Source organism: Chondrinema litorale (assembly GCF_026250525.1).
In the GTDB taxonomy this organism is placed as follows: Bacteria; Bacteroidota; Bacteroidia; order Cytophagales; family Flammeovirgaceae; genus Chondrinema; species Chondrinema litorale.
Genome location: NZ_CP111043.1, coordinates 4,634,361 through 4,659,860 on the forward strand (window position 1 = coordinate 4,634,361; position 25,500 = coordinate 4,659,860).

Here is a 25,500-nt window from a genome sequence, read left to right on the forward strand (position 1 = left end):
TATAAGCATCGGTCAAGAGCTTTAGTAGAAAAAAAATCTAACTCACTGAGTTAATTAGTAGCGGAGGCAGGACTCGAACCTGCGACCTTCGGGTTATGAGCCCGACGAGCTACCAACTGCTCCACCCCGCATTTTTGTGATTGCAAACGTAGGGAATAATTTCAATAAATCAATATTTTATTGAAATTAATTTATAATTTTCTAGTAAATCAGTTAGTGAAATGTATAAAATGCAGAAAGATGAATTCCTTTGAAACTGTAAGACAAAAAAAAAGTCTTCCAACTAATTGAAAGACTAACTTGTAGCGGAGGCAGGACTCGAACCTGCGACCTTCGGGTTATGAGCCCGACGAGCTACCAACTGCTCCACCCCGCATTTTTGTGACTGCAAATGTAGGAATAATTTCAATAAATCAATATTTTTTTTGAATTATTTTATTTCTTTATTGAAAAGCTAAAAATGATCGGAGTATAAAGAAGAAAATTTACTTACTTAAGAAAGGAAGAAGCATAAAAAAAAGTCTTTCAAATATTTGAAAGACTTGTCTAGTAGCGGAGACAGGACTCGAACCTGTGACCTTCGGGTTATGAGCCCGACGAGCTACCAACTGCTCCACCCCGCATTTTTGTGATTGCAAATGTAGGAATAAATCCAATTAAATCAAGTATTTTTACAAAAAAATTATAAATAAAATTTTATGAAAGAGCACAAAGCAGGGTTTGTAAACATTATTGGCAAACCTAATGCAGGTAAATCAACACTCATGAATGGTTTGGTAGGTGAAAAGCTTTCGATCATTACCTCTAAAGCACAAACTACCAGACATAGAATTATGGGAATGCTAAGTGGGGAAGACTATCAAATAATATATTCTGATACTCCGGGAATTATCGAACCCAAGTATGAGCTTCATGCAGCAATGATGAAATTCGTTGAAACTGCTTTTGAAGATGCTGACATTATTCTTTACATAGTTGACATAAAAGATGAAGATTTTGATGAAAAGCTTTTAAAAAAGCTTGAAGACTTAAATAAGCCAATTATTCTTGTGATAAATAAAATTGATCTTGAAGAACAAGAAAAAGTATTAGAAAAAATTGCACTTTGGAAAAGCCGCATTCAAGCTAAACATATTATTCCAGTATCTGCTTTGCATCAATTTAATATTGAAACACTATTTGATACAATACTTGAGTATTTGCCAGCACACCCACCTTATTTTGATAAAGAATCTCTATCTGACAAAACTGAAAGATTTTTTGCCGCAGAAATTATTAGAGAAAAGATTTTCTTAAATTATGAACAAGAAGTACCTTATGCTTCAGAGGTTTCTATAATTAGCTTTAAAGAAACTGATAAAATAATAAGAGTTTCTGCCGAAATTTATGTTGAACGCAAAAGTCAGAAGGCAATCATTATCGGGAAAGGGGGAGCAAGTCTTAAAAAAGTAGGAATTGAAGCCAGAAAAGACATGGAAAAATTCTTTGGGAAGCAGGTTTTTCTTGAAACTCATGCCCGTGTAGAGGAGAATTGGAGGAAAAAAGAAAAAAAATTAGACAAATTCGGATATAATGGCTAAAAAAAATTAAATTTTTTTTGTCATACCCTGAGAGTTAATTGTCTTGGTTGAAAGTGAATTTCTATAATACTTACTTTCATCTAATTTCAATCTACATGAAAAAGACAAAAATCAATTTCAGAAACATCGCTTCTAAAAGCTTAGATATTTACTCTCAAAAGTTTGAATCGGCAGTAAAAATATTTGAAATTGCTTCTGAAGAAGACAGATTGAGAAGTACAACTGCGGCAATGCGTAGCAGATTTGCGAGCTTTAACTGAATTTAATTATATAAGAGGAAAGCATTAAAACTTTAGTGTTTTTCTCTTTCCTTTTTTATTGTATTGATACCAGGTGCCAATTCTTTCGGCATCCTTGTAACTCCCTTCAAATTCCAGAGAGCCATCTTCTCTGTAAAATCGCCAAAGACCATTTTCTTTGTTATTTATAAACTGACCCTTTTGGTAAAGATTCCCATTTTCGTGGAAAATATACCAATCGCCATTTGGTAAACCATTCTTATAATTGCCAATTTGCCTTAAGCAAGAGTTTTCAAAGTAAAAATACCATTCACCCTCATTCAAACCATTATTGTAAATTCCTGTTTTCTTTAATTGCCCATCAGGGTAGAAGTCCGAAGCTCTGCCTTCAAGCAATCCATTTTCCCATCTTTCAATATGTTGTAAATTGCCATCAAAATCGTAGTATTTACAAATACCTTCTAATTCGCCATTTTTATAGTATTCATGAGCACTTATGGTACTATCTGGATAATAAGTTATCCAAAAGCCTTCTCTTAAATTTTCTGTTAATTCTCCTTCAGCTTTTAATGCACCATTATCATAAAACTCTTTAGAATTTTGTGCGAAAATTAAATTTGTTGAGAAGATCAGAAAAAAATAAAATAGGTATCTCATATTGTTTTAGAATATTAAAATGTATCCGGCTACTTTAAAACAAAAAAAGGCTGAATCCATTCAGGAAACAGCCTTAATTAAAATGGGAAATTTATTATAATGTATCTACATTATTTAGGTCTTCAAAAGCTTTTTTCAATCTTGCATTGAAAGAAAGCTCTGCTTTTCTTAACCAAACTCTAGGGTCATAGAATTTTTTGTTTGGAGAATCATCTCCTTCTGGGTTACCAATTTGTGTTTGAAGATATCCTTCTTTGTCTTGGTAGTAGTCTTTAATTCCTTCCCAGAATGCCCACTGTTGGTCAGTATCAATATTCATTTTGATTACACCGTAAGAAATAGCTTCTCTAATTTCTTCTACTGTAGAACCAGAACCACCGTGGAATACAAAGTCGATTTCTCTGTCACCTACGCTGTATTTTTCTTTGATATAATCTTGAGAGTTTTTAAGAATTACAGGAGTTAACTTTACGTTACCTGGCTTGTAAACTCCATGAACGTTACCAAAAGCCGCTGCAATTGTAAAACGATCACTCACTTTCTTTAATTCTTCGTAAGCATACGCAACTTCTTCTGGTTGAGTGTAAAGCTTAGAGCTATCTATGTCTGTGTTGTCTACACCATCTTCTTCACCACCAGTAACACCTAATTCAATCTCAAGTGTCATATCCATTTTGCTCATACGCTCAAGATATTTTTTACATACCTCAATGTTTTCTTCGATAGACTCTTCAGAAAGGTCGATCATGTGTGAGCTGAAAAGAGATTTTCCGTGAACCTTATAAAATTCTTCGCCTGCATCTAACATACCATCTAACCATGGAAGTAATTTTTTTGCACAGTGGTCAGTATGAAGGATAGCTACTACACCATATTTTTCAGCCATCATATGCACATGGTGAGCACCTGATACTGCACCAGCTATAGATGCCTGTTGGTTTTCATTTGATAGTCCTTTTCCAGCATAAAACTGTGCTCCACCATTTGAAAATTGAACCATTACAGGAGAATTTAAATCTCTAGCTGTTTCTAAAACACCATTAATAGTATTAGTACCTGTAACATTTACGGCTGGAAGGGCGAATCCTTTCTCTTTTGCATATGCGAAAATTTTCTGCACTTCGTCTCCAGTAGCCACACCGGGTTTTATATCTAATTTGCTCATTATTGAAAAAACGTTTATAATGTCTCTTTTGAATGCAAATATAAAACTATGCATCACAATTAAAACCAAACATTGTTTATATTACTGTTATCATTTTACCTAAAAACTACTGCTTCATAAAATTTGCAATGGATTTTTTTACTAAATCAGTTAATATTGCACCCCAATAAAACAACTGTTTAGATAATGATTTTATACGCGATACCTTTCATATCAGCAGCAATAGGTTGGTTTACAAATTATGTAGCAATTAAAATGCTCTTTCACCCACGTGAAGAAAAGGATTTTGGATTAGTGAAATTTCATGGAATTTTCCCGAAACGGAAACCTGTTCTAGCTGAAAGGCTTGGTAGAATTGTAGCCAACGACTTGCTTTCTCCTCAGATTTTAAAAGATAGAATTGATAATGATAATAATAGGACAAAACTGAAAACAGCTATTATGCTGCAAGTAGACGACTACCTCAAAACAAAGTTTAAAGAAAGCAACAAAATGTTTGCTATGTTTCTTAACGATAAGGTAATTGAGCAGCTAAAAGAAAGACTAGCAATTATGTTAGACGATCTCGTTCCACAAGTTATGCTTCAAATAAGTAATAAAGTAGAAGAGATTGATATTGAGAAGCTTGTGCACGACAGAGTAATCAATTTTTCTAATGAGAAGCTAGAAAACCTATTAATGTCGGTAATTAAGAAAGAACTTAAGTTTATTGAATTAGCAGGGGCGATACTTGGTTTTATTATAGGCGTAATTCAAGTAGGAATTGTGTTTGCCGGAAATGCAATTCAGTAAATATTTATCAAATACAATCAATAAAAAATAGTACAATGGCACTAGAAATCGGACAAAAAGCTCCAGAATTCGAAGCAAAAGATCAAGATGGTAATACCATTAAATTAAGTGATTACAAAGGGGAAAAAGTAGTTTTATACTTTTATCCAAAAGATAATACTCCCGGTTGTACAGCTCAAGCTTGCAACTTAAGAGATAATTACGATGCGCTTATAAAGCAGGGGTATCAAGTAATTGGTGTAAGCTCAGACTCAGAAAAAAGTCATAAAAAATTTATTGAAAAACACGAGCTGCCTTTTCCACTCATTGCAGATACTGAGAAAGAAGTACATAATTTATATGGCACTTGGGGAGAAAAAAATATGTACGGAAGAAAATATATGGGAACCTTCAGAACTACATTTGTAATCGATGAAGAAGGAAACATCTCAGAAATAATTAAAAAGGTTAAAACAAAAGAACATACAGATCAAATTTTAGCCTGATTTCATTTGGCTATTCTTAATTCTAAATAAGTTTAGTATTAAGAATAGCTTTTAATTTATACTCTATGAAGATAGTAAAAGCACTGTGGATATTTAGTTTTTTGGGTTGTTTTGGAGTAATTGTACTAACATATGCTCATTTACCATTAACCGTAAGCATTGGTGAGGTTGAAAGTGATGCTTTAGTAATTAGCAAAGACGCCTATTTTTATTACTCAACCGGAATATTATTATTATTTAATATTCTGCTAAACATTATTGGCAAAGTTATTCAGTATGTTCCTACTCAAGGAATTATTATACCCAATAAAAAACTATGGCTTACTAATATAAATACGATTAAAGAACTATTCTTTCTTGTAAAAAGCTGGGTTAGAGGATTAGCATTTATTTCTAATCTATTTTTAAGTGTAGTTATTGGTATTGTTTACGATATGAACTCTAGAGGACATTTCGTACTAGGCTGGGTATTATATATTATTGCAGGATTAGCAATATTTTGGATCACATACTTTTTTGTATTATTCCTTTCAAAACCTTCTCACTTAAAAAAAGAGTTTTCTTGAGAAATACTTATATTTGAAACACCTTCCAATATACACTTACCAATTATAGATTAATGGCATTTATATATCTATCTGCACGGTAGAGATAATGCTTTTTGTATCTATCTCTTTCTCTATTTATTAAACTGAAATAACAATGAATATCAGATCATTACTGTTTATCCCGATTGTAGCTGCTTTTTTGTATTCATGCGGACAAAAACAAGCTGAAACAGAAGTAGCAAAAGAACCTACCATTGAAGATGCGCAAGCATTAGCTAAAAAGTATATCATTACCGACGGACACGTAGATTTACCATTTAGATTGGTAGTTCAAATGTTCAGGTTCCAAAAAATAATGGATGATGTTTCACAAAAAACTGATGGTAATTTTGATTATGTAAAAGCAAAAGAAGGTGGTTTAGATGCTCCTTTTATGTCTATTTACATTCCTTCTTCTAGACAAAAAGATGGCACTGCTAAAGTTTTAGCAGATTCCTTAATAGATATTGTAGAAAACATTCCTGCTCAATATCCAGATAAATTTGCACTTGCAAAAACACCAGAAGATGTAAAAGCTAATTTCGAAAAAGGCTTAATTTCTTTACCAATGGGTATGGAAAATGGTGCGCCTATTATGGACGATATCTCGAATGTTGAATACTTCTATAATAGAGGAATTAGATACATCACTTTAACACATGGTAAAGACAACCAGATTTGTGACTCTTCTTACGATACCACTTATGTGTGGAATGGCTTAAGCCCATTTGGTGAAGATGTAGTACAAGAAATGAACAAAGTTGGTATAATGGTAGATGTTTCTCACATCTCAGATAGCACTTTTTATGATGTAATGAAAATTACTAAAGCTCCTGTAATTGCTTCTCACTCTTCTTGCAGAGAATTTACACCAGATTTCGAGAGAAATATGAATGACGACATGATCAAAGAATTGGGTAAAAACGGTGGAGTTATTCAAATAAACTTTGGTTCAACATTCTTAGATGGCGCTTTACAAGAAAAAAGTAAAGCAAATAGAGAGAAAGTTAGAGCTTATGCAGAAGAAAATGGATTAGAAAGAGGTGATTCTGCTTTAGTAGAATACACTAAGCAAGTAAATGCAGAAAATAACCCATATTCAGATGTTCAAAAAGTGGCAGACCACATCGATCATGTAGTTAAACTTGCTGGTATCGACCATGTTGGTTTAGGATCTGATTTTGATGGAGTAGGAGACTCTTTACCAGAAGGTTTAAAAGATGTTTCTCAATACCCTAACTTAATTTTAGAATTATTAAAAAGAGGTTATTCTGAAGAAGATATAGAAAAAGTTTGTTATAAAAACGTATTCCGTGTTTGGAGTGAAGTAAGCCAAGTTGCATCTGATCTTCAGAAAGAATCTGTATAAATATTACATTCTATTATTATAGCCTAATCACTTTAACGCAATTCATTTTTTATCGTATATTTGATAAAACTTACATCAAGAAATTTTATCTAAATAACATAAATAATGAATAACTCATCAAACGACTTCTTAATTATTAAAGGAAAAGGACTTCATGATTTCAGTGTAAGACCAATTGTTAAGGAAAACTTACCTGAGTCAAAAAGAAAAAACTCAAATAAAAAAGCCTGAATGATTTAACATTAACATTCAGGCTTTTTTTATGACATAAATTTTGCTCTTATTTGTGAAAAACCAAAATCGGGTGCTCTGCTAATAGCGCCATTTTACGAGTAAGGCTGTCATGCGTTATTTGCTCTAGTAATCCTCTGTGTTTTGTAAGCATGGCCAGCATATCGCCATTATTTTTTTCCATATAATCTAAAATACCTTGCTCAACATCATCATAAACAACCTGCTCTAGTTTTACATCTAAATCATAATAGAACTCTTCGTATACATAATCTTGGTAAGTTTTAAAGACTTCTATCTTTGCCGGATTACCACTTTGGCTCACATGCAAAATAGTTAACTTAGCTCCAAGCATATTTGCAAAACCAAGTAATTCCGTAATGCTCTCATCATCTCCCTTTTGGTAATTGGTAGCATAAACAATGTTTTGAATTTCTGCATTATAATAGTCAGACGGAACGGCTAAAATAGGGCAGTTTATTTGATCGATAACATTTACAGTATTACTGCCGGTAACAAATTTACTCAGCTTATTGGCACCTTTAGTTCCCATTATAATGAGACCATACTCTTCTTTCTTCGAAATATTGGCAATACCATCAGCGAGATTAGCATTCTCAAGCACGTAATTGCAAGCTATGCTAAAATTCTCCCGTGTTTCTCTACATATCTTATCAATCGCTTGTTCTGCTTCAGATTTTTTTTCTAAAACTTCATCTGGGAGTAAATCATCTCTATTATCTGTAATTACAACTTCTGTAATTGCATGATAAATTGTTAGCGTACTGGCTGTTTGTCGGCAAAAACTGGCTGCATAATTTAATGCATTCAGAGATGCTCCTTTGAGGTCAACAGGGCATAATATTTTTGTCATGATTCAATCTCGTTTTTCTTAAAAATATCGAATTAAACAGTCATAATCAATGATATTATTACTACAGAATTATGATGGAAATCATTCAAAAATGAATTACTCTGGTTTTATGTCTGATAAATCTCCTAACTGAATGTTTAGTGCATTTACAGAAATTTGTATTTCCCAAACAGATAAAGCCAATGATATCATAAGCAAAACTAAACTTATACCAAATACTATTTGTCCGATAAGCAACAATCCAGCGTATAAAAGAAACATACATAATACGCATATAAACAAGCTAGAAATACCCAATGCTTGCATATTTCTGATAAGTATAAGTCTAAGTTTTAAGTTTTTAATTTGTCCATAGAGCATTTTATCTCTATCTTTTTTGTACTTAGCGTGTAAATCTCTAATAAGTGACGCTATCGCTAAAAAACGATTAGTATATGCCAACAATAGCAATGATATCGCTGGAAATAATAGTGCTGGTGTAGTTAAAGATATATCCATTTTTTATTGATATTTGAGACTGCAAGTTAAAATTGATTTTGTAAATGTCTGAATTACCCATAGGAATTTTTGACTCTGGAGTAGGGGGGCTCACCGTTTGGAAAGCGGTGAGAGATTTACTGCCCAATGAAAATTTAATTTATCTGGCAGATCAAAAAAATTGCCCTTATGGAATTAAGCCAGAATCTGAAATTCAGCAACATACCGAAAATGCTGTTAAATATTTACTCGAACAGTCTTGTAAATTGATTGTAATAGCCTGTAATACAGCCACAGCCGTTGCTATAGATTATTTGAGAGAAAATTACAATACCATATTTGTAGGGTTAGAACCCGCAGTTAAACCCGCAGCTTTGTCAACTAAAACAGGTGCCATTGGTGTATTAGCCACAGAAAATACTTTAAAAGGGAATCATTATTTGCGTACAGTTTCACAATATGGGAAAAACATAACTGTAAACGCAGTTGCTGGAAATGGGCTCGTAGAACTGATTGAATCTAGTCAGACTGATTCTACTGAAATGAAAGAATTATTAGTGAAATACCTGAATGTAATTGATTATAGAAATATTGATCACATTGTTTTGGGTTGTACACATTATCCATTTATAAAAAATAATATACAGGAGTTGTGCGGAAATCACATCGAAATTATCGATTCTTCGAATGCTGTAGCCAAGCAATGCAAAAACCTCTTAGCACAAAATGGTTTATTAAATACAGATTCAAGTAATGCTTTAAATCATTTTTATTCTACAGCAAAAATTGATAAACTCAGAGAATTTATACCTAAAGTAACTTATATAAAAGAGACTGAAATTCAACAAGTTACCATTAAATAAAATCAATTGACAATTCTTTTTTTACTATCTGGCTTTGGGATCGTGTTAATCACATTAACTATACTTTGCATATCAGATAAAGTTAAGACACGCTCGACACACACATATATCTTAAAACTAAATTATACTAGATCTATACTAGCGCTATATTCTGTTGTTTTCTGCTTTTTATTTATCTTATCTTTATTTGTTCATTTTATAGAAGAAAAAACCGTAGTTGCATTTTTTAGTTTTGTTACAATCAGTATTCTGTTTTTAATTCCAGCAGCAATAGCTATCATTTATTTCTACCAATATTATCAAATTGAAAAAAATAGGACTGTTACTATAGACAGAGTTAAGAAACTGATAGAAATAACTAGAGAAAATCAAACTCACATTTTTAGCTACAATGACATTACTAATGTTGAATTATATAAAAGTGGTCTTAATAAGTCACCATTAGCATATTTTACAATAGCCGTTCTTAATACCAAAAACAATGAAAAAATTGCACTCACGTCAATCACTGTTGGTGAATCTAAGCTTGAAAGAATAATGAATGAGTTATTTATTGTTGAAAATCACATCAAATACTTTAGATTTCTATCAAAAGACGAAGTGGAAATACTTAAAAAATACTAGACAAAATCATATTATTTCCATACTCGTTCTAATCTAATTAAAATGTTATAATTTATGTTATGTTAAGTAGAAAATTCTATTCTTTATCCAACAACTTCTCTATTAGTCTAATTCTTAGATTTATTTCTTCTCTGTATTTTTTCTCATTTACGTTGTTGTACAATTCTTTTGCTCTTTCTAAATATTTCTTTGCAGATTTTTTTACCTGATTACCATCTTTATCATCGTCTATCAAATACTTTGAAGCAGTGGCTACTTCAAATAAAGAATTGGCTAATTCAATTCGTTCGTAATCATTAATTGGCTGTATTTCTTCTAAAATATTTGATGCTTGTTTTATCTCTGCTTCGTAAACATAATTCTGTCCTAAAAGAATTAATATCTCACTATTATTATCTGCGTAATATTCACTGTCTAAAATTGTCTTTCTAGCAGTTTCATATTCTTTAGTTCTTTGTAGAGACTTAATTCTTTCTGCAAAATAATTCTTGCTTTTGTCTTTAAAAATACCTTCTGAAATTGCACATAGTCTAATTACATCTTTGTGGTTTTCTCTCTGCTTTTCTAATTCTATTAATTTTAAAAAGATATTTTCTCTGTAATAACCAGAATCTACCAAGCGATAATAATTTTCTAAAACCAATGTGTTTTTATTGAGTTTTTCGGCAGCTTGTCCGGTATAGATATATGCATTAAGATCATCTGGGTAAATTTGCTTTGCTTTATCACAAAAAGTAATAACATTAGAATATTCTCCCCTATCGTAGTAATCGAGCGCTTTTTTTAGATAATTTTTCCATATCTGATCCAAATATTCAGTGCTATTTTTGTAATAAGAAGAGTTTATTGTCTCAATTACTCTAACTCGCTCAAAACTTTCTTTGGCATCATCATAATAAGCCAAATAATTATTTAGGTTAGATAGTGATTCATCGGCAAGTTTCATTGAGATTTCACCTTTTCTAAACCATGCTTCTGCAGAATTTTTATATTCTTCAAACATTAAAGCAGAATCTAATACATTTCTGGCTTCTAGATGTTGTCTGTTAGAAAGGTGAAAAAGTGCTCTTTGATAGATATTTTGCTGAGAAAATGCAGGTATTAATGAAATTAGTATTAAGCCTAGCGTAGTTGTGATAATCTGTTTCATCTAAAAAAATATGTTAGAGGTTAAGGATGCCCGTTTTATTTGTAAGTGTTGTCTATTATATCAACATCCTCTGTTTTTCATTGTTTTCAGATGAACGAAAAAAGGGCTTACATCATCTGTAAACCCTTCTTATAATCATAATTTTTTATGATGCTTAGTCTTCTAAAGCAGCTACACCAGGAAGTGTTTTTCCTTCCATATATTCTAGTAATGCACCACCACCAGTAGATACATAAGATACTTTATCTCCGTAACCTAAATTGTTAATTGCAGATGCAGAATCACCACCACCAATTAGAGAGAAACCTCCATTTTCAGTAGCTTTTACTACAGCTTCTGCAACTTGGTCTGTTCCAACTGCAAAATTAGGAAATTCAAATACACCCATTGGACCATTCCAAAGTACAGTCTTAGATGCTGCAATAGTTTCTGAGAATAACTTAACAGATTTTGGTCCAATATCAAGACCCATCCAATCCTCATCAATTTTATCTTTATCTACAACATTAGATGGAGAATCGTTACTAAATTCTTTAGCTATTACAGTGTCGATAGGTAAAATCAAGTTAACACCTTTTTCTTTAGCTTTCTCGATTAGTTCTAGAGCTAATTCTTGCTTATCTGCTTCTAATAATGAAGTACCGATGCTTCCACCTTGTGCTTTAGTGAAAGTATAAGACATACCACCACCAATAATTAGGTTATCTACTTTATCTAATAATTTCTCAATGATAAGAATTTTATCAGAAATTTTAGCTCCACCCATAATTGCAGTAAAAGGTCTAATAGGATCGCCCATTACTTTTTCTGCATTAGTAAGCTCAGCTTGCATTACATAACCAGTAGCTTTGTCTTTGAAGAATTGAGCGATTACTGCAGTTGATGCATGTGCTCTATGAGCTGTACCGAATGCATCATTTACATAAAAATCTCCGTGTTTAGCTAATTTTTCAGAAAACTCTACATCTCCTTTAGTTTCTTCTTTGTAGAATCTAAGGTTATCTAATAGCATTGCTTCACCTTCGCCAAGTTCGGCTGAGATCTTATAAGATTCTTCACCAATGCAGTCTCCTCCAAATTTAACATCTACACCTAATGCTGCTGAAAGATCTTTAACAATATGCTTTAATGAAAATTTATCTTCAGGGCCTGATTTTGGTCTACCTAAGTGTGACATCATAATCACAGCGCCGCCATCATTTAATATTTTTTTAATAGTAGGAACTGCCGCTTTGATTCTCGTTTGATCTGTGATTTCAAATTTCTCATTGAGGGGAACATTAAAATCAACTCTTATTAAAACCTTTCTACCTTTAAAATTGAAATCATCAATGGTTTTCATAAAAAATGTGTTTTTCGTTGAAAATCAGTAAAAATTGCTTATTGCAATTGAATGCCTAAAGGTACTTATTAAGGCCGATTATGGAAAGATTATACATGAATATACAGTGAAATTATTTTCAAATTTGATAATAATTCACTGTATAAATTATAATTAATCGAATAAAGTACGCATTTGGTTTGGTGGAATAATATTGAGATGCTGATAGGCAAGTACAGTTGCTTCTCTACCTCTAGAAGTTCTTTTAATGTATCCTTCTTTAATTAAGAAAGGCTCATAAACTTCTTCTATGGTTTCTCCTTCTTCGCCACAAGCTGTGGCAATGGTAGAAATACCAACAGGACCACCTTTAAACTTCTCAATAATAGTCTTAAGAATACGATTATCCATTTCGTCTAAACCATTGTGGTCTACATTTAAGGCATCCAAAGCATATTTTGCTATAGCTAAAGTAATAGTACCATCACCTTTTATTTGAGCAAAATCTCTTGTTCTTCTCAATAAATTATTGGCAATACGGGGAGTACCACGACTTCTACGAGCAATTTCAAATGCAGCATCTTTTTCTATTGGAGAATCTAGAATTGCCGCAGAACGATTAACAATGGTAGCAAGCAATTTTGCATCGTAATATTCTAATCTTGCATTAATACCAAAACGAGCGCGCAATGGTGAGGTTAACAAACCAGATCGAGTAGTAGCACCAATTAGAGTAAATGGATTAAGCGTAATCTGTATAGTTCGCGCATTTGGTCCAGAGTCCAATACAATATCAATTCGGTAATCTTCCATTGCAGAATACAAGTATTCTTCAATTACTGGATTTAACCTGTGTATTTCATCTATAAATAAAACATCATTGTCTTCTAGGTTAGTAAGCAAACCTGCAAGATCGCCCGGTTTCTCTAATACTGGTCCCGAAGTTATTTTAATACTTGCATTTAGCTCATTGGCAATGATGTGAGAAAGCGTAGTTTTCCCCAACCCCGGAGGGCCATGTAGCAAAACATGATCGAGAGATTCAGACCTTTTTAATGCTGCCTGAACAAAAATCTTTAAATTCTCTACGATCTTATCTTGTCCGGTAAAATCACCAAAGGATAGAGGCCTTAATGATTTCTCAAGGTCTTTTTCCTCATCAGAAAAATTCTCATCATCTCCACGAAGATAATCTTCTCGCATCTATTTAACATTTAATTATTTACCAATAAAATTCCTACTTAACATATAAATGTTTATATAATAAGAATGTAATATTAAAAATATAGGATTTTGTTTAAAATTAAAACAAAAAGGCATTGTGTTTAATTAAAAAATGCTTTCTCTTAATAATGGCATACTTAAACAATGTGAACCTCCACGAGCTCTAGACAATTCGGCAGAAGGTAATAGGATTAATGTGTTTTCTAGTTTTTCAGGCTTTACCTCTTCCCTATCCAATTTTTTAATTAGCTCTTCTGCATCGATTACATCAAAACCTTTTTTTCTAAAACCTTCTGCAGTTTTATTGTTTCTGTCATAAGCTATAACAACCCCTTCTTTTAAAGCCAATACATTGCAGGAATCTGTCCATTGTTCTCTATGGCCAAAAGGAAAAACACCATCGCCAGAATAGATAAATTCGGTTTCTTGTTTACTTTTTAAATCTTTAGTACTGATGTTGTCTAGCAAATCTTCTAAAAACTCAAATTTTACTGGCTGATCTACATGATCTTTATGGAATTGGGTAATATCTACAGTAAAGAGTTCTTTTGGTTCACCTAAGGCAGGTATTAAATCTCTAGTTGCATAGTAAATATGCTTTTTAGAAAATGGTGCATGTATTACCCAAAGATTCTTTTTTACCTGTGTAAAAGTAGTATCTATATGCATAAATGCTCTTTTATTAGGTATTTTTATCACAGACACTTTTTCTACAACATCTTTTGCAAACAAGGCTTGAATTACACGACTTACAGCATGCAGAGATGTTCTTTCGCTAAGACCTATTAATAAATGATTTGGGGCAATTGTCATTATATCGCCACCTTCTAGACTTACAGTTTTAGAAGCCTTTTCGTCATCATCGTATAAAAAGTGCTCCTCTGTATTGGTAATTTCTATAATGTTATCTCTGTAATCTTTAAACACATCGTGGTTATACATAATGTAAGCGATGAGTATTCTTTCTCTAGAGCGTGCTCTAGTTGCTGGCTTAGTTAAAAGAATATGTTTATTTACAATTACAGCGATATCTCTGGTAAAAATAAAATTGGGTACCGGAGGAAAAATCATTCTATCATCTGGTAAGATACCCGATATAAGAGTATTCGCAAGTTCTGTTGGATCAAGGTCGTAAAGTATCTTTTGCAAAGTGTATGATACATCTTCAAAAGCACAAATAGCAGCAACCAGTTTATCTTTTACAGTTTTATCTTTAAGTATTTCTGTAAGTAAAGATTGTGGATCTAAAACTTTGTCTGAATTGAAATACTCTGGCTTTCCAGGCTTATAAAAATTTCTATTATTATTTGGGTTATCTATTTTCTGTAACTTACCTTTTACCTTTCCAGGGTCAAGAAAATACAACAGTAACTTTACGTACAAATCATATTCTTTTGAACGCATAGCTTCTAGATGGATAATATCTTCAAACAGCCAATCTTGAGCTTTACTGGGAATCACCTTCCCTAACCCAGCATCTGGACTGTGAATGATCAACCTTCTTAATCTTCCTATTTCTGAATTGACATGTATTTCGTTTTGAGAAGTCATATGTGCTTTTATAATTAATCAATTTGAAAAGCAAATTTAGAAATTTACTAGCAAAGCCAATTTTCTTATTCTAGAAAATAACTGAATATCATCAATACTCCTGTGTTTTGTCAATAATTACAAATCAGCGAAATAATTTATTTAGCGAATTTTCGCTAAATAAATTATTTCCTCTATATTTGATCTATATTCATCTATGAAGAGCTTATCATTTAAGTTTTTTTCCTATTCAAAATGGCTAGAGTTTCTTCAATAAATTTTTGTTTAATTCTTCATTAGAAATTTTTCAAATATGGGTCAGTCAAAAATCAACAGAATCGCCAATGAACTTCATGTATCAGGTATAGAGTATCCATCTATATTTTACAATATGCCACCTGCAAAATTGATTTGTGACACAATTCAGAAAAATCAAGGTGTTTTGTCTGATAATGGTGCGCTTATGGTAGATACCGGTAAGTTTACAGGTAGATCTCCTAAAGACAGATATATTGTAAAAGATGAGATTACAAAAAATACTGTTTGGTGGGGAAATATCAATCAAGAATTTAGTCAAGAAAATTACTACAGATTAAAAAACAAAATGACTACTTTCTTATCTGGTAGAGAGCTCTATGTAAGAGATGCAATGGCTGGTGCTGACCCTAGATATGCATTAAATGTAAGAATTATCAATACTGCTCCTTGGCAAAATTTATTCTGCTATAATATGTTCATCAGGTCAACGGCTGAAGAATTATTAAACTTTAAACCAGAATTTACTGTAATTGCAGCTCCTGAATTTAAAGCTAACCCAGCAGTTGACGGCACCAAAGCAGAAAACTTTTCTATCATCAACTTTTCTGATAAAACCATTCTAATTGGTGGTTCTGCTTATACTGGGGAAATTAAAAAAGGTATTTTTAGTGTATTAAACTACATTTTACCGCAAGATAAAGGAGTACTTTCAATGCATTGTAGCGCAAATAGAGGCAAGAAAAACGATACAGCTATTTTCTTTGGGTTGTCTGGTACTGGCAAAACTACCCTTTCTGCCGATCCAGAAAGAAGCTTAATAGGCGACGATGAACATGGCTGGACAGACAAAGGAGTATTTAACTTTGAAGGTGGTTGCTATGCAAAAGTGATTGATCTTTCAGAAGAAAAAGAACCTCAAATCTGGAAAGCCATCAAGTTTGGAGCTTTATTGGAAAACACTAGATTCTTCCCAAAAACTAATAAGGTTGATTATCAGAATAGTGTAGTCACAGAAAATACACGAGTCTCTTACCCTATCAATCATATTGACAATGCTTCTGAGCCATCTGTTGGTAGAAAGCCTAAAAATATATTCTTCCTTACTTGTGATGCCTACGGTGTGTTACCTCCAATTTCTAAGCTAAGTAAAGAGCAAGCAATGTATCACTTTATATCTGGCTATACAGCTAAAGTTGCAGGAACCGAAGAAGGAATTACAGAGCCACAAACTGTTTTTTCTGCTTGCTTTGGTGCACCATTTATGCCTTTACATCCTATTAAATATGCAGAAATGTTGGGTGAGAAAATGGTAAAAGAGAATGTAAATGTTTGGTTGGTAAACACTGGTTGGATTGGCGGTGCTTACGGCAAAGGTTCAAGAATAAGCTTAAAATATACTCGTGCGATGATCTCTGCTGCATTAAAAGGAGAACTAGACGATGTAAAATACACTGAGCATCCAATATTTGGATTGCATATGCCGATGAGCTGCACTGATGTTCCTACAGAATTATTGAACCCTAGAAAAATGTGGGAAAAATTACCAGAAGGTGCAACTGCTTATGATTTACATGCAAACAAACTGGCAGAAGCATTTAGAAACAACTTCCAAAAATTTAAAACAGGTTTAACTGCAGAAGTTCAAGCAGGTGGACCGAAAGCCAAAGTTGCCATTTAATATATTCAACTAGCAATTTTTCTAAATAGTTAATACTGTTTTCCATATTAATCGAACTTGAAAAAACAGGATTTTTTATCCTGTTTTTTTGTTGTAGTATTGCCAGAGATATTGTTACTAGTGAAAACAGAAAAAAATTAGACTATGATTGTAGTAACCGGTGCAGCCGGATTTATAGGAAGCTGCCTTGTAAGCAGATTAAATCAGGATAATTTTAATAATATTATAGTTGTAGATGACTTTAGCAACCCCGCTAAAGAAGCTAACTTAAAAGGAAAAAAAATACAGGAATTTGTAGAAAGAGAATCCTTTTTTGAATGGCTAGACAAAAACAAAGAAACCGTAGAGTTTATATTCCATATTGGTGCAAGAACAGATACTACTGAGTTCGACAAAAGCATTTTTGATAAGCTAAATGTATCCTACTCACAAAAAATCTGGAAAGCTTGCTGCGATTATCAGATTCCTTTGGTATATGCATCTTCTGCTGCTACTTATGGTTTAGGTGAGTTAGGTTATGATGACAATGAAGAAGTAATACCAAAACTCAAACCTTTAAACCCATATGGAGATTCTAAAAATGAGTTTGACATTTGGGCGCTAAAGCAAGAAAAGAAACCTTTCTTTTGGACTGGCTTAAAATTCTTTAATGTTTATGGTCCTAACGAATACCATAAAGCGAGAATGGCTTCGGTAATTTTCCATGCCTATAAGCAGATAAATGCTACCGATGCAATGAAGCTTTTTAGATCGCACAATCCCGACTTTAAAGATGGCGAACAGCAAAGAGACTTTATTTATGTAAAAGATTTATTAGAAGTATTAATATTCTTAATGCATCATAGAAAAGACTCTGGCATCTATAACTTAGGTACAGGTAAAGCAAGAACATTCTTAGATCTTGTAAAGAATACATTCTCTGCAATGGACAAAGAAGAAAACATTAGCTTTATCGATACTCCTGAAGACATTCGCGATAAATACCAATATTTTACCGAAGCTAATATGCAAAAACTATTAGATATCGGATACGATAAAGGTTTCCACTCACTCGAAGAAGGAATTAAAGATTATGTACAAGAATATTTGATGAAAGATTTTAAAATCTACTAAAATAGTTCTGAATAAAATACTAGAAGCACAACTCCTATTAAGCAGGATGTTGTGCTTTTTTTATGACTTTAAAATATTTAGTCACCAAAATGATTAAACCAACAAAAAAGACGAATATTAAAACTGTATTTAAAGTGCTAAATTTCTTTTTAAATAAAGGTTGCGTATTGCCAATAGAAACATAAGTTGCCCAATAAGCTGGATGCGCACTAATTTCATCAGCCTTAGATAAATATTGAAGTTTAGCTTTTCTTAATGAAAAATCGATGTCATTGCCTTCTCCCAAGTAATTATAAAATGATGAGATTATTTGAGAACCTGTATAGTCATTCACCTTCCATAAACTTAAAATAATTGACTCTGAACCAGCAATGGCAAATCCCCTACCCATACTATAAATTCCATCCCCACTATACATTTTACCCAAGCCAGTTTCACAAGCACTCAACACAGTTAGCCTATTTTTAAGTTTTAATCTGTACAATTCCCAAGGATACAGATATCCATCTTCGGTTTCATTATTACTTAAAGATGTATCTTGTGAGTTCCTATTTTTTGCAGATCGAGTATTTGAATTTTTAAAATTGGTATCGTAAGAAGCATCAAATACAGTTTCGTTCGAAGCATCTACATCACTCTGTCTAAAGACAATATAGGTATTGAGCTTATTATTTTCATCTGAAATACCATGTAAGCCTAAATGGATAATATCAAAAAGTCCAGCTTCCTCTTTAAATTTTTGTTCGGTTGCAGACTTACCCATATAATATTTACCCTGAGTAATCTGTGCAATAGACTTTATTTCTTCTACTGTTCCAGGCAAATTAGATAATTCGGCATTTCTAAACCTCGATAAATTTCCATTCTGAATATTTTTGATTTCCTCATTATCGCTATAACCAAAAGCAAGTGCTGCTGGTGTAGATATATCTTGATCTAGTTGTTGATTTAACAACCAAGTAGCAGAAAAGGCATAGTTTATATTATATCCATTTATTAAATAATGCAGGCTTTTATAGTCATCGGGACCTTTGTTAACCTTTTTCCCTACTAAACTCTCAAATGGAATGGAAGATAATGATCCATCTGGAATTACTAAAACTTTATTTCCTTCAAATAAAAATGGATTAACTAACTGAGTAAATATCTCATAAGCACTATTTTCATACAGCGTTAGTGCCTCTTTACTTTGACTTTCTGGAGATGGATTCTTGATTATTTTTTTATAAATACTCAGGTTTTTGAGTAAATATTCGGTTAATTCTACTTTATTTAATTTGAAGTTGTCTTTAGAGACACTAAGCGTATATAGAGTGTCTTCAGACCATAGATATTCTAATATTTGCAAGTTATTATCAGTACAAAAGTTTTGTAAGGCTTTCATACTTGCAGTCGAAATTCCTTTATCGATAGCTTCTTCTCTATTGTTCAATTGAATTTCTATAGTTCGTTTTTGCTTTTCAAGTTCAAATATCTTTTCGTCTAACAAACTTACTAAATCCGAATCTGGTAATTCTTTCTGCTTCTCCTTTTGCAGCCTATTATTCTGATAATTTAACTCATATTTAATAGCTTGTTGTTGGTCTAATAAACTATCACTAAAGAGCTCATTCCCACTAGTTGGCTGTAAGAGAAAGTGTTTATTTTTATCAAAAAATGCTACAAGCTGATCTTGGTGTTCATTTAATTCGTCTACTGAAAGTTTAGAAAGAATTTTAGTTCCGATTAAAGCTACTTGGTCTGCATCTGAATTATTCAATACAGAATTTTCATATATCTTTTCTTTATTGAGATAAGTAACCGAAGAATCTGCTAACTGTATAGTGTTTAATGCTGAATACAAATATTGTTTTTGATTTGTATTGTCATATAACTTCAATAAAACTTTAGCTTTTTGAATAATACGTTCTACCAAAAGCTTATTTAGATGTAGTTGACTTAGCAATGGATTTGCTGTATAATCTTTGTCACTAAAACTTTCTGAGCTAGCAATTAGAGATTCCTGAATTTCATTTAATGATTTATCTAGATCATCTACAAAATAATAAAAGAGTGAGCTATTGAAATGAACTATGCTAGCTTCGTTTGTTTGTTTTTTATTATTGGGGATAAAATATGGGCTTTGTTTAATGTGTGCTAAACCTACTTTTGTTCTCCCTCTTTTAAATTCTAATAGACCTTTCTTACTTAACAGCTGTGCATATTCTAGAGAATCATTATTAGAATAATAAAAATTCATTGCTAGAGAAACATATTTCTCTGCTAGCTTATAATTATCTGCATTCCTATGCAACTCCCCTAGATTATGGTAATACCTTGCTAGGCTACTATTGGCTTTAGGCTGATTTTTCTTATTAAGCTGTATAGCCTGATTGTAATAAAATATAGCTGAGTCGGGAGTATTCTGATTATAGTAAGCATTGGCAATTACATTGTATGCCCTTTCCATAAAATATTCCATATCGGTTCTAGGGAAAAGGCAGCAAATTTTAGCCGCTTTTTTACCATAAATCAAGGCTTGTTCGTAATCACTCTTTAACCTAAAAGTTACTGCTAAGCTGTAGTAACATCTAAAAAGAATTGTATTATCAACCTTTTTTCCATGACTTTCTAAAATCTCTGCAGATAAATAAAAATATTTGGTGGCATTGTAATAGTCATACCGTATCCAGCGATGTGCATTTCCTATGGCTAACAAACTTGTTGCAATCTCAAAATGCTTTTCTGGATAAATCTTTTGCTTAATTTCTAGCGCTTGCGAATGATATTTTAATGCTTCTTCTGCATTATCTAGATAACTGTAGCATTCACCAATATTATAAAGTAAGCGGGATTTTATTGAAAGAGAAAGGTTATCTTCTTCTAAGGGAATTTGAAGTGCAGAATCTAAATATGGAATGGCATCTTTAAATTGCCACTCTATCTTATAAATATCAGAAATTTTAAGTAAAGCAGTTGCCTCTCCTACTTTGTTATTATGCTGCTTAAAATATGTTCTTACTTTAAGATATTCTTCTATTGCAATATTTAATTTCTTATTAGCTTTAAATTTATCTCCCTCTCTAAATTGATCACTTTCGTAATTATCAACTCTGTATAAATCAGAATCAACACTCACAAGCGAGGCATTTACAAAATTGAATTCTTCTCTTACTGGTAGTTTAATTCTTTCCTTTTTAACGCCATTGGCATAAAATAAAAAAGATAATATTGCTACTGTAACAATTAAAAAAAATAGTTTCAGGAATTTATCCATAAAAAGTAATGTGTTAATTCTATACTGCTTTATGCTTTGTTAAATATATCTTGGTAGTATTTGCAGCTTTACGTTAGTTAGGTTTTGAATTAACATATAGATAATGAGTATACAATTTAAGCTTATTACAGTTAATACTATTCATCTTCGAAAATGTAAACCTTCATTGAATTCCATTTTCTAATTATTTTAAATATTATTGGAATTACTATAAGGTACCCAGCAATAACTACTAATGCAGTAAATAATACTTTAAAATCTGTAAAACTAGCCATAATAGATTTTATAGCTGGAAATGCGGCATAAGTAAACATGAATATCGCTCCTCCCAAAGAAAGACTAAGAAAGAATCCCTCTAGATAATTTGAATATCTTTTTTTATTCAAATACAATAGCACAAGTACATAATAGAACAAAGTAGAGCTTAAAAAGCCAATCATTAATGCACTAATCTCATTAGAAATTATAAACTCATTCATTTTAGCTAAATAATTTCCAGAAAATACTGATGTAAGAGGTAGTAATGATTCCATAATATTTGTCTTTTTAAAATACAGTTAGTTATTATTCTATCGATGTACGAAAAAAAAGTAACCTATAGATTTTTTATTATTCAGATTTTTTTTTGAGTGAGTATATAGCGAGCTAAAAATTTCTACTTAAGCGCTTTATCTCTATCTTTGAGCAAATTTTTAGTATGAAAAAAATTGTAATTGCTATCGATGGGCATGCAGGATGCGGAAAAAGCACCACTGCTAGGTTAGTTGCTTCTAAAATAAATTACCTCTTTGTTGATTCAGGCGCCATGTATAGGGCAATTACGCTCTATGTACTTCAAAATGAAATTTCTACAGACAACTCTAATGAGATTATAAAATATCTAGAAAACATTACACTTTCATTTGAGATTAATCCTGAAACCAGAAAAAATGAAATAATTCTGAATGGAAAAAATGTAGAAGGAGAAATTAGAGGCTTAAGAGTAAGTAACAATGTGAGTAAAATTAGTGCAATTAAAGAAGTAAGAAGCTTTTTAGTAAAACAACAGCAAGAGCTAGGAAAACAGAAAGGGATAATAATGGACGGCAGAGATATAGGTACTGTGGTTTTCCCTAATGCAGAAATAAAAATTTTTATGACTGCCAGCATTGAAGCTCGTGCAGCAAGAAGAATAGAAGAACTTAAAAATAAAGGTGAATCATTTAGTGAAGAGGACATTATAAAAAACCTAGAAGAAAGAGATCATCTAGACTCTACCAGAAAGGAAAGTCCTCTAAAAAAAGCTGAAGATGCTATAGTTATAGATACTTCGCAGCTTACCATTGACCAACAGGTTGATAAAGTAATAGCTTTAGTTGAAACTAAAACTGAAAGTTTATAACTTTTAAAATCTTTAATATTAATTTTTATAGCAAGTAAGCTAAACTATGGAAATTACAATAGATAATAAGGCAGGTTACTGTTTTGGTGTAGAATACGCTATACAAATGGCCGAGCAAGAAATGGAAGATAATGGCCAGTTATATTGTTTAGGCGATATTGTTCATAACAGTATGGAAGTTGAAAGACTCAATAAAAAAGGCCTGCAAATAATTGATAGAGATGAGTTAAAACAGCTCAGAAACTGTAAAGTCTTAATAAGAGCACATGGTGAGCCACCAGAAACTTACAAACTCGCTATAGAAAACAATATTGAATTGGTGGATGCTTCTTGTCCTGTAGTTTTAAAGCTACAAAACAGAGTTAAACATGCATTCGATAGAATTAGTGATATTGAAGGCCAGATTGTAATCTATGGTAAAAAAGGACATGCAGAGGTAATTGGTTTAAATGGGCAAACAAATAATTCAGCGATAGTTATTTCTTCAAAAGAAGACCTAGACCAGCTGGATTACACCAAGCCTATCACACTTTTTAGCCAAACTACAAAAAGCACGAAAGGCTTTTATGAAATTAAGGCAGAAATAGAAAAAAGACAACAAGAAGCCATCAATGGCAAAGATAATACTGCTGAGTTTGTAGCTAATGATAGTATATGCAGACAAGTATCTAATAGAGAGCCACAAATGGACAAATTTTCACAAGAAAACGATGTAATTGTTTTTGTAAGTGGAAAGAAAAGCTCAAATGGCAAGTCACTATTTAATGTCTGCCTAAGAAATAATTCAAGAAGTTATTTTATTGAGAATGAATCGGAAGTTAATCCTTCTTGGTTTAATCCAAATGATAAAATTGGAATTTCTGGAGCCACTTCAACTCCAATGTGGTTAATGCAAAACGTAGCCGATTACATACGTGATCTTTCCTGTGAACCTGTAAAATAATGATTGAACAGATTAAGGGGTTTTGGTATAGAATTACATACCTAGGAGTAGATTTTAAAATGCCCTACTCCATCCAAAAGAAAACTTTGCTTTGCAATAAGCTTAGCTTATTATCTATGGTTTTAATCTTTAGTAGCGTGCCAATTCTTTCTGCACTAAATATTAAGGGTTATCAAACACAGTTAATGCTAATGATTATTGCATTAGCAATGGCTTCTGTTCCTGTTTTAAACTACCTTAATCAAACAAACTTTACACGCTTAGCTTTAAGCTTTTTTTCACCAATTGTAATATTGGTTTATACACTGCTTACAAAGTATAGACATCCCGAAGAAGTTGAGGCAATCGACTATTTTGTACCTAGAGCATTAATTTTTCTTACACTGCTTTTACCTTTGGTTTTACTGGATTTTAAACATAGTTTCCAAATGGTATTTGGTACAATTAGCAATGTAATTTGCTTATTGTTTTTCGATGTATGGCATAATTTCTATGACATTGGCTATACCCAGTTAATCGATCCTTATACAAATGATTACAACCAAATAAATCTGGTTTATTTGATCTCTGTTTCAGCGGTAATTATGGCATTCTATTTTTATCAAAGAACAAATGATCATTTTGAAAAAGAAAATCAATACCTGCTTCAAAAAGTCCAACATTCAAATGATGAGCTAACCAAGAAAAAAGAGCAGTTAGAAGAAGCTTATAACGAATTAAAGCAGATTGATGAAGAAATTCGCCAAAACTCAGAAGAACTTCAGGCAATTAACGAAAACTTAATTCAAACCCGAGACGAGCTTAAAACATCATTTGATAGAGAAAAACGAAGTAAAGAACAGTTGGCAAAAACCAATGAGGAACTAAAGAATGCTCAAATGCAGATTATTCAATCTGAAAAAATGGCATCGCTTGGTCAGTTAACTGCTGGTGTTGCACACGAAATAAACAACCCAATAAACTTTGTGTATGCGGGTGCTAATACTCTAAGAAGTCTTTTAGAAGAATTTATGGAGATTATTAACATCTATGACTCCCTTTCTTCAGATCAGCAAGAAATTCAATTAAAAGAAACCATTGAGAAGATAGAGAGGCTGAAAGATGACCAAGAATATTACGAACTTAAAACTGATATAGAAGATATTGTTAAAGATATTATAATTGGTGCAGATAGAACTGCTGCTATTGTTAAAGGATTAAGAAACTTCTCTAGACTAGATGAAGACAATTTAAAAATGGCTAATATCAATGATTGCATAGACTCAACATTAGTCATTTTAAGTGGGCAGTTTAGAGATAATATTGATGTAGTAAAAGATTTTGATGCAGATATTCCAATGATAAATTGTTATCCGGGGCAATTAAATCAGGTATTTCTAAATCTTTTAAACAACTCTAGACAAGCAATAAAAAAAGAAGGTGAAATTAAAATCACTACAAGGAACTTTGACGAAACTATTCAGATTAGTATTAAAGATACCGGCATAGGTATACCTAGTGATCTGTTAAATAAAATATTTGAACCGTTTTACACAACTAAAGAGGTTGGAGAAGGCACTGGCTTAGGACTTTCTATCAGTTACGGTATAATTGAAAAACACAAAGGAAAAATTGAAGTTAACAGTACAGAAGGTGTTGGTACTGAATTTATAATTGAAATCTCTAAAAACATAGAGGCTACCCAACAAGTATATTCATAACTT

23 protein-coding genes and 3 tRNA genes are annotated in these 25,500 nt (G+C 32.1%); 13 read left to right on the forward strand and 13 right to left on the reverse strand.

Translation table 11 applies throughout. The annotated features are described in order from the left end of the window. Positions 1 to 58: 58 nt before the first annotated feature. The 3 genes from OQ292_RS19170 to OQ292_RS19180 form a co-directional block, all read right to left on the reverse strand. A tRNA-Met gene (locus OQ292_RS19170) sits at positions 59 to 131 on the reverse strand. A 172-nt stretch (positions 132 to 303) separates the two neighbouring features. Next, positions 304 to 376, reverse strand: a tRNA-Met gene (locus OQ292_RS19175). A 174-nt stretch (positions 377 to 550) separates the two neighbouring features. After that, positions 551 to 623, reverse strand: a tRNA-Met gene (locus OQ292_RS19180). A gap of 75 nt (positions 624 to 698) precedes the next feature. Here OQ292_RS19180 and era point away from each other — a divergent pair. Next, complete coding sequence (gene era / locus OQ292_RS19185) at positions 699 to 1,580, forward strand: GTPase Era (RefSeq protein WP_284683761.1); 882 nt, start codon at positions 699 to 701, stop codon at positions 1,578 to 1,580. A gap of 95 nt (positions 1,581 to 1,675) precedes the next feature. Beyond that, positions 1,676 to 1,840, forward strand: a complete 165-nt coding sequence (locus OQ292_RS19190) for a hypothetical protein (RefSeq protein WP_284683762.1) — start codon at positions 1,676 to 1,678, stop codon at positions 1,838 to 1,840. Between the two features lie 24 nt (positions 1,841 to 1,864). Here the strand turns inward: OQ292_RS19190 and OQ292_RS19195 are convergent, their stop codons facing one another. Continuing rightward, on the reverse strand, positions 1,865 to 2,476 hold the full coding sequence (locus tag OQ292_RS19195) for a toxin-antitoxin system YwqK family antitoxin (RefSeq protein WP_284683763.1): 612 nt from the start codon (positions 2,474 to 2,476) through the stop codon (positions 1,865 to 1,867). Positions 2,477 to 2,570: 94 nt separating this feature from the next. Beyond that, a complete protein-coding gene (gene fbaA, locus OQ292_RS19200; RefSeq protein WP_284683764.1) occupies positions 2,571 to 3,641 on the reverse strand; it encodes a class II fructose-bisphosphate aldolase in 1,071 nt (356 codons plus the stop codon). A gap of 186 nt (positions 3,642 to 3,827) precedes the next feature. Here fbaA and OQ292_RS19205 point away from each other — a divergent pair, with 186 nt between their 5' ends. The 4 genes from OQ292_RS19205 (at position 3,828) to OQ292_RS19220 (ending at position 6,874) form a co-directional block, all read left to right on the forward strand. After that, on the forward strand, positions 3,828 to 4,433 hold the full coding sequence (locus OQ292_RS19205) for a DUF445 domain-containing protein (protein WP_284683765.1): 606 nt from the start codon (positions 3,828 to 3,830) through the stop codon (positions 4,431 to 4,433). A gap of 35 nt (positions 4,434 to 4,468) precedes the next feature. Then, a complete protein-coding gene (bcp, locus tag OQ292_RS19210) occupies positions 4,469 to 4,918 on the forward strand; it encodes a thioredoxin-dependent thiol peroxidase (RefSeq protein ID WP_284683766.1) in 450 nt (149 codons plus the stop codon). A 65-nt stretch (positions 4,919 to 4,983) separates the two neighbouring features. Next, entirely contained in the window at positions 4,984 to 5,484 is a 501-nt protein-coding gene (locus OQ292_RS19215) for a hypothetical protein (RefSeq protein WP_284683767.1), read from the forward strand. 136 nt (positions 5,485 to 5,620) lie between these two features. Continuing rightward, a complete protein-coding gene (locus tag OQ292_RS19220) occupies positions 5,621 to 6,874 on the forward strand; it encodes a dipeptidase (RefSeq protein WP_284683768.1) in 1,254 nt (417 codons plus the stop codon). Positions 6,875 to 7,154: 280 nt separating this feature from the next. Here OQ292_RS19220 and OQ292_RS19225 read toward each other — a convergent pair whose 3' ends face one another. Together OQ292_RS19225 and OQ292_RS19230 are read right to left on the reverse strand one after the other, a co-directional pair. Beyond that, positions 7,155 to 7,979, reverse strand: coding sequence for a universal stress protein (locus OQ292_RS19225; RefSeq protein ID WP_284683769.1), 825 nt, complete (start codon positions 7,977 to 7,979; stop codon positions 7,155 to 7,157). Positions 7,980 to 8,075: 96 nt separating this feature from the next. Next, on the reverse strand, positions 8,076 to 8,477 hold the full coding sequence (locus tag OQ292_RS19230; RefSeq protein ID WP_284683770.1) for a DUF2721 domain-containing protein: 402 nt from the start codon (positions 8,475 to 8,477) through the stop codon (positions 8,076 to 8,078). A gap of 44 nt (positions 8,478 to 8,521) precedes the next feature. Between OQ292_RS19230 and murI the strand changes: the two genes are divergently transcribed. Continuing rightward, positions 8,522 to 9,319 (forward strand): glutamate racemase, encoded by a 798-nt coding sequence (murI, locus tag OQ292_RS19235; RefSeq protein WP_284683771.1) that lies wholly within the window; start codon positions 8,522 to 8,524, stop codon positions 9,317 to 9,319. Positions 9,320 to 9,325: 6 nt separating this feature from the next. Further along, positions 9,326 to 9,943 (forward strand): PH domain-containing protein, encoded by a 618-nt coding sequence (locus OQ292_RS19240; protein WP_284683772.1) that lies wholly within the window; start codon positions 9,326 to 9,328, stop codon positions 9,941 to 9,943. Between the two features lie 76 nt (positions 9,944 to 10,019). Here OQ292_RS19240 and OQ292_RS19245 read toward each other — a convergent pair whose 3' ends face one another. The 4 genes from OQ292_RS19245 to OQ292_RS19260 all read right to left on the reverse strand — a co-directional run bounded on the left by OQ292_RS19245 (position 10,020) and on the right by OQ292_RS19260 (position 15,189). Beyond that, the gene (locus tag OQ292_RS19245) at positions 10,020 to 11,093 is read right to left on the reverse strand and encodes a tetratricopeptide repeat protein (protein ID WP_284683773.1); all 1,074 of its coding nucleotides are present in this window, start codon (positions 11,091 to 11,093) and stop codon (positions 10,020 to 10,022) included. A 154-nt stretch (positions 11,094 to 11,247) separates the two neighbouring features. Further along, positions 11,248 to 12,435, reverse strand: coding sequence for a phosphoglycerate kinase (locus tag OQ292_RS19250; protein WP_284683774.1), 1,188 nt, complete (start codon positions 12,433 to 12,435; stop codon positions 11,248 to 11,250). Between the two features lie 153 nt (positions 12,436 to 12,588). Beyond that, positions 12,589 to 13,617, reverse strand: coding sequence for a Holliday junction branch migration DNA helicase RuvB (gene ruvB, locus OQ292_RS19255; RefSeq protein WP_284683775.1), 1,029 nt, complete (start codon positions 13,615 to 13,617; stop codon positions 12,589 to 12,591). A 126-nt stretch (positions 13,618 to 13,743) separates the two neighbouring features. After that, positions 13,744 to 15,189, reverse strand: a complete 1,446-nt coding sequence (locus OQ292_RS19260) for an arginine deiminase family protein (protein ID WP_284683776.1) — start codon at positions 15,187 to 15,189, stop codon at positions 13,744 to 13,746. A gap of 292 nt (positions 15,190 to 15,481) precedes the next feature. Between OQ292_RS19260 and pckA the strand changes: the two genes are divergently transcribed. Together pckA and rfaD are read left to right on the forward strand one after the other, a co-directional pair. Next, on the forward strand, positions 15,482 to 17,104 hold the full coding sequence (gene pckA, locus OQ292_RS19265) for a phosphoenolpyruvate carboxykinase (ATP) (RefSeq protein ID WP_284683777.1): 1,623 nt from the start codon (positions 15,482 to 15,484) through the stop codon (positions 17,102 to 17,104). 144 nt (positions 17,105 to 17,248) lie between these two features. After that, entirely contained in the window at positions 17,249 to 18,217 is a 969-nt protein-coding gene (rfaD, locus tag OQ292_RS19270; RefSeq protein WP_284683778.1) for an ADP-glyceromanno-heptose 6-epimerase, read from the forward strand. Between the two features lie 37 nt (positions 18,218 to 18,254). Here the strand turns inward: rfaD and OQ292_RS19275 are convergent, their stop codons facing one another. Both OQ292_RS19275 and OQ292_RS19280 read right to left on the reverse strand, forming a co-directional pair. Further along, on the reverse strand, positions 18,255 to 21,473 hold the full coding sequence (locus OQ292_RS19275) for a CHAT domain-containing protein (RefSeq protein WP_284683779.1): 3,219 nt from the start codon (positions 21,471 to 21,473) through the stop codon (positions 18,255 to 18,257). A gap of 137 nt (positions 21,474 to 21,610) precedes the next feature. Continuing rightward, positions 21,611 to 22,006 (reverse strand): hypothetical protein, encoded by a 396-nt coding sequence (locus OQ292_RS19280; protein ID WP_284683780.1) that lies wholly within the window; start codon positions 22,004 to 22,006, stop codon positions 21,611 to 21,613. A gap of 164 nt (positions 22,007 to 22,170) precedes the next feature. Here OQ292_RS19280 and cmk point away from each other — a divergent pair, with 164 nt between their 5' ends. Genes cmk through OQ292_RS19295 form a run of 3 tightly spaced genes read left to right on the forward strand, consistent with a single transcriptional unit; the run spans position 22,171 to position 25,497 of the window. Continuing rightward, positions 22,171 to 22,854: a (d)CMP kinase gene (gene cmk / locus OQ292_RS19285; protein WP_284683781.1), complete on the forward strand. Its 684-nt coding sequence runs from the start codon at positions 22,171 to 22,173 to the stop codon at positions 22,852 to 22,854. A gap of 46 nt (positions 22,855 to 22,900) precedes the next feature. Next, complete coding sequence (locus OQ292_RS19290; protein ID WP_284683782.1) at positions 22,901 to 23,797, forward strand: 4-hydroxy-3-methylbut-2-enyl diphosphate reductase; 897 nt, start codon at positions 22,901 to 22,903, stop codon at positions 23,795 to 23,797. Continuing rightward, positions 23,797 to 25,497, forward strand: coding sequence for an ATP-binding protein (locus tag OQ292_RS19295; protein ID WP_284683783.1), 1,701 nt, complete (start codon positions 23,797 to 23,799; stop codon positions 25,495 to 25,497). The genes OQ292_RS19290 and OQ292_RS19295 overlap by 1 nt, the downstream gene beginning before the upstream one ends. Positions 25,498 to 25,500 lie beyond the last annotated feature (3 nt).

Bases quoted from the DNA above. Each gene is read 5' to 3' on its own strand.
- OQ292_RS19215 (WP_284683767.1), top strand. From the start codon at position 4,984: ATGAAGATAGTAAAAGCACTGTGGATATTTAGTTTTTTGGGTTGTTTT.
- OQ292_RS19190 (WP_284683762.1), top strand. From the start codon at position 1,676: ATGAAAAAGACAAAAATCAATTTCAGAAACATCGCTTCTAAAAGCTTA.
- murI (WP_284683771.1), top strand. From the start codon at position 8,522: ATGTCTGAATTACCCATAGGAATTTTTGACTCTGGAGTAGGGGGGCTC.
- OQ292_RS19220 (WP_284683768.1), top strand. From the start codon at position 5,621: ATGAATATCAGATCATTACTGTTTATCCCGATTGTAGCTGCTTTTTTG.
- OQ292_RS19245 (WP_284683773.1), bottom strand. From the start codon at position 11,093: ATGAAACAGATTATCACAACTACGCTAGGCTTAATACTAATTTCATTA.
- OQ292_RS19195 (WP_284683763.1), bottom strand. From the start codon at position 2,476: ATGAGATACCTATTTTATTTTTTTCTGATCTTCTCAACAAATTTAATT.
- bcp (WP_284683766.1), top strand. From the start codon at position 4,469: ATGGCACTAGAAATCGGACAAAAAGCTCCAGAATTCGAAGCAAAAGAT.
- fbaA (WP_284683764.1), bottom strand. From the start codon at position 3,641: ATGAGCAAATTAGATATAAAACCCGGTGTGGCTACTGGAGACGAAGTG.
- OQ292_RS19225 (WP_284683769.1), bottom strand. From the start codon at position 7,979: ATGACAAAAATATTATGCCCTGTTGACCTCAAAGGAGCATCTCTGAAT.
- OQ292_RS19260 (WP_284683776.1), bottom strand. From the start codon at position 15,189: ATGACTTCTCAAAACGAAATACATGTCAATTCAGAAATAGGAAGATTA.
- ruvB (WP_284683775.1), bottom strand. From the start codon at position 13,617: ATGCGAGAAGATTATCTTCGTGGAGATGATGAGAATTTTTCTGATGAG.
- OQ292_RS19250 (WP_284683774.1), bottom strand. From the start codon at position 12,435: ATGAAAACCATTGATGATTTCAATTTTAAAGGTAGAAAGGTTTTAATA.
- pckA (WP_284683777.1), top strand. From the start codon at position 15,482: ATGGGTCAGTCAAAAATCAACAGAATCGCCAATGAACTTCATGTATCA.
- OQ292_RS19230 (WP_284683770.1), bottom strand. From the start codon at position 8,477: ATGGATATATCTTTAACTACACCAGCACTATTATTTCCAGCGATATCA.
- era (WP_284683761.1), top strand. From the start codon at position 699: ATGAAAGAGCACAAAGCAGGGTTTGTAAACATTATTGGCAAACCTAAT.
- OQ292_RS19295 (WP_284683783.1), top strand. From the start codon at position 23,797: ATGATTGAACAGATTAAGGGGTTTTGGTATAGAATTACATACCTAGGA.
- OQ292_RS19290 (WP_284683782.1), top strand. From the start codon at position 22,901: ATGGAAATTACAATAGATAATAAGGCAGGTTACTGTTTTGGTGTAGAA.
- OQ292_RS19275 (WP_284683779.1), bottom strand. From the start codon at position 21,473: ATGGATAAATTCCTGAAACTATTTTTTTTAATTGTTACAGTAGCAATA.
- cmk (WP_284683781.1), top strand. From the start codon at position 22,171: ATGAAAAAAATTGTAATTGCTATCGATGGGCATGCAGGATGCGGAAAA.
- OQ292_RS19205 (WP_284683765.1), top strand. From the start codon at position 3,828: ATGATTTTATACGCGATACCTTTCATATCAGCAGCAATAGGTTGGTTT.
- rfaD (WP_284683778.1), top strand. From the start codon at position 17,249: ATGATTGTAGTAACCGGTGCAGCCGGATTTATAGGAAGCTGCCTTGTA.
- OQ292_RS19280 (WP_284683780.1), bottom strand. From the start codon at position 22,006: ATGGAATCATTACTACCTCTTACATCAGTATTTTCTGGAAATTATTTA.